General features: G+C 73.9%; 3 protein-coding genes. 2 read left to right on the forward strand and 1 reads right to left on the reverse strand.

Translation table 11 applies throughout. The features are described 5' to 3' along the window. Nucleotides 1–449: N-6 DNA methylase (locus tag H0488_RS22770; RefSeq protein ID WP_183101471.1), on the reverse strand; the 449-nt coding region annotated here is incomplete at its 3' end. Nucleotides 450–599: 150 nt separating this feature from the next. Here H0488_RS22770 and H0488_RS24815 point away from each other — a divergent pair. Next, nucleotides 600–2507, forward strand: a complete 1908-nt coding sequence (locus H0488_RS24815; protein ID WP_312856495.1) for a nicotinate phosphoribosyltransferase — start codon at nucleotides 600–602, stop codon at nucleotides 2505–2507. Further along, a partial coding sequence (locus H0488_RS22780; RefSeq protein WP_183101472.1) for an NUDIX domain-containing protein occupies nucleotides 2504–2706 on the forward strand: 203 nt, incomplete at its 3' end. The genes H0488_RS24815 and H0488_RS22780, both read left to right, overlap by 4 nt.

The following is a 2706-nucleotide window of genomic DNA, read 5'->3' on the forward strand; positions in this document are numbered from 1 at the left end:
AGACCGCCGCGCTGGCCGGCCGTGCGGCGCTTGAGCTGGCCCAGGAAGGGCGGGTTGCCGACGACGGCGTCGAACCGCTCCCCCTCCCAGGCGGTGAGCCCGTCCGCAACGCGCACCCGGGCCGCGATCTCCTCGGCGGGCACCGTCGGGTCCTCCGCCTGGAGCCGCAGCCGGGCGATCCGGACCGCTTCCGGGTCGAGGTCCGAGCCGTGCACCGCGCGCACGTCGCCGAGCCGGCGGGCGGCGGCGACCAGGAAGTGGCCCGTGCCGCACGCCGGATCGAGCACCCGCGAGGCACCCCGGGTCAGCGCGCGGTCGAGGATCCAGTCGACCAGGCCCGGCGGGGTGTAGAACGCGCCGCGGGTGCGGCGTTCGTCCGGCAGCTCGGCGACCAGGCGGTCCTCGTAGGCGGTGGCGAGCGCCTCAGTCCGCTCCCGCTCGTCAGCCACGGTCCGAGGCTACGGGTCTCGTGACGGTCGCTGCGCGACCTCCTCGACCAACGACGGGCGCGACCTCCTCGACCAACGACGGGCGCGACCTCCTCGACCATCGAGGGTGCGCGTGTTATAGTCACTTTGACTACAACGAGGAGCGTCATCGTGACCGACCGGACCGGGCTGCTGACCGACCGCTACGAGCTCACCATGCTCGACTCCTGGGTGCGCGACGGGTCGGCGCAGAACAGCGCGGTGTTCGAGGTGTTCGCGCGCCGGCTGCCCGAGGGCAGGCGGTACGGCGTCCTGGCCGGACTCGGCCGCCTGCTCCCCCTGATCGAGGCGTTCTCGTTCGACGCCGACGAGGTCGCCTGGCTCGTGGAGCAGGGGGTGGTCGGCGACGAGACGGCGGCGTACCTGCGCGACTTCCGGTTCCGCGGCGACGTCGACGCCTACCCGGAGGGCGACCTCTACTTCCCCGGCAGCCCGGTGCTGACCGTCCGCGGCACGCTCGGCGAGTGCGTGGTGCTGGAGACGCTGGCGCTGAGCGTGCTCAACCACGACACCGCGATCGCGTCGGCGGCGGCGCGGATGGTCAGGGCCGCGCAGGGCCGGCCGATCATCGAGATGGGCGGTCGCCGTACCCACGAGCAGGCCGCGATCGCCACGGCCCGCGCCGCCTACCTCGCCGGGTTCGCGTCGACCAGCAACCTGGCCGCCGGACGCCGCTACGGCATCCCGACCGTCGGCACCGCGGCGCACGCGTTCACGCTCGCCCACGCGAGCGAGGAGGCCGCGTTCCGCAGCCAGGTCGAGGCGCAGGGCGTCGGCACCACGCTGCTCGTCGACACCTACGACATCGCCGACGGCATCCGCACGGCGGTGCGGGTCGCCGGCCCCGGGCTCGGCGCGGTGCGGATCGACTCGGGCGACCTCGCCGACGAGGCCGTCAAGGCGCGCGCCCTGCTCGACGAGCTCGGCGCGACCTCGACCCGCGTGGTCGCGACCAGTGACCTCGACGAGTTCGTCATCGCCGCGCTCGCGGACGCGCCCATCGACGGCTACGGCGTCGGCACCCGGGTCGCGACCGGCTCGGGCCACCCGACCGCCAGCATGGTCTACAAGCTGGTCGCCGTCAGCGACACCGTCGGCGGTCCGCTCCGTCCGGTCTCGAAGAAGTCGAAGGACAAGGTCTCGGTCGGCGGCCACAAGACCGCCTGGCGCGAGTACGACGACGCCGGGCTGCTCGTCCGCGAGACCTTCACGACCGACCCGCTGGTCGAGGTGCGAGCGGATCGAGCCTCTGAGCCGAGGGGCGCCCGACCCGTGCAGATCCCCGTCATGCGCGACGGCGTCACCGTCCACCACCCCACCACCGAGGAGATCCGGGCGTTCACCGCCGAGTCGCTGCGCAGCCTGCCGGCCGAGGCCCACTCGGTCGCGGCCGGAGCGCCGTACCTCACCGTCACGCAGGCAACCACCGAAGAGGAGAGCACCATGAGCACGAAGGCCCTGATCGTCGTCGACGTGCAGAACGACTTCGTCGAGGGCGGCTCGCTGGCGGTCGCCGGCGGACGTGATGTCGCCGCGCGGATCAGCGAGCACCTCGCCGCCCACGCGGGCGACTACGCGGTGATCGCGGCGTCGCGCGACTGGCACCACCCCCACGACAGCAACGGCGGTCACTTCGCGGCGCCGGGCGAGGATCCGGACTACGTCTCGACGTGGCCGGTCCACTGCACCTCGGACGGACCCGGCTCGGACTACGCGCCGGAGCTGGCGACCGACGCGGTCACCCACCACGTGCGCAAGGGGCAGGGCGTGCCGGCGTACTCGGCCTTCGAGGGGGTCACCGACGACGGCGCGGCGCTGGCCGACGTGCTCCGCACCGCGGGTGTCACCGACGTCGACCTCGTCGGCATCGCCACCGACTACTGCGTGCGGGCGACGGCGCTGGACGCGCGGCGGGAGGGCTTCGCCGTCCGCCTGCTCGACGGGCTCCACGCCGGCGTCGCGCCCGGGACCACCGCGGCGGCGGTCGCGGAGATGGCGGAGGCAGGTGTCACCGTATGAGCGACCACCCGCCGTTCGCAGTCGCCGTCGACCTCGCGATCTTCACCATCCGCGACGGCGCCCTCTCGGTGCTGCTCGTGGAGCGCGGCGAGGAGCCGTACGCCGGGCAGTGGGCCCTCCCCGGCGGCTTCGTCGAGCCCGACGAGGACGCCGAGCAGGCGGCCTGGCGAGAGCTGCGGGAGGAGACCGGCGTCGAGCG

Origin of the sequence: Nocardioides pelophilus (assembly GCF_014180685.1) — a bacterium.
GTDB classification, from domain to species: domain Bacteria; phylum Actinomycetota; class Actinomycetes; order Propionibacteriales; family Nocardioidaceae; genus Nocardioides; species Nocardioides pelophilus.